The sequence below is a fragment of the Okeania sp. SIO2B9 genome (assembly GCF_010672505.1).
GTDB lineage: Bacteria > Cyanobacteriota > Cyanobacteriia > Cyanobacteriales > Microcoleaceae > Okeania > Okeania hirsuta.
This window is the reverse complement of record NZ_JAAHGK010000883.1, coordinates 1-3,325: the sequence shown is the minus strand read 5'-3', so window position 1 is coordinate 3,325 and position 3,325 is coordinate 1. Positions and strand designations below refer to the sequence as shown.

The 3,325-nt window shown below is 33.3% G+C and carries 3 protein-coding genes; 2 read left to right on the top strand and 1 reads right to left on the bottom strand.

The window, feature by feature from the left end:
• The coding region (locus F6K13_RS24950; protein ID WP_287288696.1) for a hypothetical protein at nucleotides 1-1,678 on the bottom strand (1,678 nt) is incomplete at its 3' end.
• Between the two features lie 172 nt (nucleotides 1,679-1,850).
• On the opposite strand from F6K13_RS24950, the gene F6K13_RS24945 reads away from it, so the two are divergent.
• The gene (locus F6K13_RS24945) at nucleotides 1,851-2,651 is read left to right on the top strand and encodes an Rpn family recombination-promoting nuclease/putative transposase (RefSeq protein ID WP_124143313.1); all 801 of its coding nucleotides are present in this window, start codon (nucleotides 1,851-1,853) and stop codon (nucleotides 2,649-2,651) included.
• 64 nt (nucleotides 2,652-2,715) lie between these two features.
• Nucleotides 2,716-2,952 carry a hypothetical protein gene (locus F6K13_RS24940; RefSeq protein WP_287242542.1) on the top strand — a complete coding sequence of 79 codons (237 nt, stop codon included), beginning with the start codon at nucleotides 2,716-2,718 and terminating at the stop codon, nucleotides 2,950-2,952.
• Nucleotides 2,953-3,325: the final 373 nt, after the last annotated feature.

Genomic DNA, 3,325 nt, shown 5'->3' with positions numbered 1-3,325 from the left:
TAACTTGAGAATCAATATAACTGACCAAAAACCGAGATAATTCTTCCAGTCGAGACTGCCCAAACCTTTCTGTACAAAGCTGCAACAACTGATTCCGAATACCCCGATCCATTTCATAGAGTTCCCTATCCACAGGATGACAAAAACTTGACAACAAAATATCTGCCACCGCATACCAAGGAATATTAAAATTGCGCTGTCTAGCAAAAAACCGTTGCCATAAACGATATAAAAGGTCAGGAGTTAATGCCAAAGGAAAAGCAGCGTGTTGAGCAAATATTAAATGAGGTTCGCCGAAATATTCAGTAAAAGCAGCAATTTGATCGACATTTTCATTGACAATTTCTACCTCCTCAATATCAGTTTTCACAACAGGCAAATTTATCCCCAATTTCCCAGAAATTAACCACTGACACATCGTCTTAAATTCTTGATAATTTAGACCGAACGTTTTCAGATTAAAACTATCATTACCAATAGCGGAAATTTCCTGTGCTGAAGTTCCGCACCACTTTTTGCGAGGCAAAGGATTCAACCATGCCACTCGTTCCACTTTTTGGGAGATAAATTTGAGAAAATTCTCGGTTTTTTCAACTCTTTCTGAAACAAACCTACCCCTCGCAGCACCCCCATCACTTAAAATTAAAACTAAAATTTCTTCTTTAACTAATTCGGATAAAAGAGTTTTCAAAGATTTCTTTTCGGAAAAATCAGGGTCAGCATAAATTCTTATTCTTGGCACATTATCAAAGTAATAAATATCAGCTTCCTGCCAATAATTAATTATTTGACGACAGAAAGGATTAAAAGGCTTCATTGACTCAGACTGGTCAATTAATAAGATAATTTTTTTTGGTTTTCCCTGACTATATTTATAGATAGGTTGTATAAAAAAACCTTCTTTAGCTATTTTTTTTACAGTAGCTTTTACATTGATATCGCTAGAAAAGTCTGTTAATTGAGGTTGAAATAATAAACGTTTTGTTCGCTGTATTTGGGCAATACTAACAGGAAAATAATCTCCATTTTTAGGGGTTTTAGGAATAGCAGTGGCAACTTGAGGATTATTCAAAGTAGACGGTAATAAAATTTCTGAAAAAGTTTTAGATTCAGGAATTTTTTGAAGTGAATTTTCTGGAAAAGTTTTAGATTCAGGAATTTGTTGAGGTGAAACTTCTGGAAAAGTTTTAGATTCAGGAATTTGTTGAGGTGAAACTTCTGGAAAAATTTCAGGTTCAGGAATTTGTTGAGGTGAACTTTCTGGTTGAAAATTAGGTTGAGGCAGAACTTCTGAAAAACTTTCAGGTTCAAAAGTAGATTCTGGCGAACTTTCTAAAGTAGAAGTAGATGACTTTTCTATTATTTCCTCTTTTGCTTCCTTAGCTTCAGGAATAGAATTATTAGTTGCTGTTTCGATGAATTGATGAAATTCTGAAAAGAGATTTTTCTGCTGAGATAATAATTCATTCAAACAATCATCAAATAATTTTTGTTCATCACGAGATTTTGCCCATATTGTGCGATATAGTCTGGCAATAGCTTGTTTATCGGAAATATCTAACCCCATTTCCAGAGATGCTAATAAACCTTGAGTTGCTAACTCGTATTGTGAAATATCGAGTTTCATTCCAGCTTCTCTGAGTCGCCAAAATAAATTTATTAACGGGGGATTTTTCATAACAACTTGTGAGAAATAGGTAATGGAAAATACAAGTAGCCTAGTATAATTCAATGTTATATCATATCCGGATAATTAGTGATAAAAAAGTTTTTGTTTTCTATATTATTATTCCGAGATATATATTGTTGTATAATTAAATTCAATTCAACCATATATCCAAATTATTCCCTTGAGAACAGACAGTATTTTTTACACCCTATTCCAATCTGTACCTAACGCCTTCTTTGAACTAATTTCACTACCTGAAACTATAGCAAAAAACTATCAATTTGATTCCATTGAAGTTAAAGAAACATCCTTTAGAATAGACGGTGTATTTGTGCCTACTGAAGTCACACCCGAAACCCCTATCTATTTTGTTGAAGTTCAGTTTCAACCAGACAATAATTTTTATGCCCGTTTCTTTGGAGAAATATTTCTTTATCTCAAAAATACAAAACAATTAAGAAATTGGCAAGCAGTTGTAATTTATCCTAGTCATGATGTGGATAAAGGGGATAGTTATGGATATACAGAAATCCTAGAAAACAGCCGAGTTTCTCGTATTTATTTATCAGAATTAGGTAAATCTACAACAGAACCATTAGGGTTGGCCACGCTAAAATTAGTCGTGAGTGACCAGAATCAAACTATGTCAGACGCTAGAATATTATTAGATAGAGTACAACAAGAAGAACCAGAACCAAAACAGAAGGAAAGCTGGTTGCAATTGATTAAAACCATACTAATTTATAAATTACCACAAGCAAGTCGGGAGGAAATTGAAGCCATGTTTAACTTGAGCGACTTAAAACAAACTAGATTCTATCAAGAGGCTTTTTCAGAAGGCCGACAAGAGGGTAGCTTATTGGCCAAAAGGGCAGCTATTCCTAATTTGATAAATCTGGGCTTAACTATAGAACAAATAGCTTTAGCTTTAGAATTACAAGTTGAACAAGTGAATCAATTTATTAATGGAGAAAATAATTAAAATATTCCTTTAAAGCATTCTAATTTAGAAATTCATACAAGAAAGTAGGGAGGAAATTGAAGCGATGTTTTACCTGAGGGATTTAAAAAAAACTCGATTCTATCAAGAGGCTTTTTTAGAAGGAAAAGAACAAGGGCTTAAAGAAGGCAAACTAGAAGTACAACAAGAGGCTATTTTATTGGAAAAATTTTCTGTAGTTCCTAATCTAATAAATCTGGGTTTAACTGTAGAACAAATAGCTTTGGCTATGGAATTACAAGTTGAACAAGTCAGTCAATTTATTGATGGAGAAAATAATTAAAGTATTCCTGATAAAACATAGGCTAATACTCGAAGTTGGGTTGATTTGTTTCCATCAAATATTTCTCATCAACCTGACTTCGGAAAGTTGAAAATATACTTAAATATTCAGGAGTTATCTGTGCCAGCACAATTAAGTTTGCTCGACAATTAATAGGTGGGAAAATTTACAAGTATGTCCGAAGCGACTGTAACGGAGTGGAAGGAAGCAATATCAAGGGTATGAGGTGCATCAACATTTCTTTATATAGTATATAGTGAGTTTTATTCGTGTTTACCTACTTATTCAGTAAACCCTAATTAAACGGAAATAAAATTCTTCCTTATTATAAAAAATCTTCGCGATCGCTACGACTTTTTAATAATGTACTGGG

Bases quoted from the DNA above. Each gene is read 5' to 3' on its own strand.
- F6K13_RS24940 (WP_287242542.1), top strand. From the start codon at position 2,716: ATGTTTTACCTGAGGGATTTAAAAAAAACTCGATTCTATCAAGAGGCT.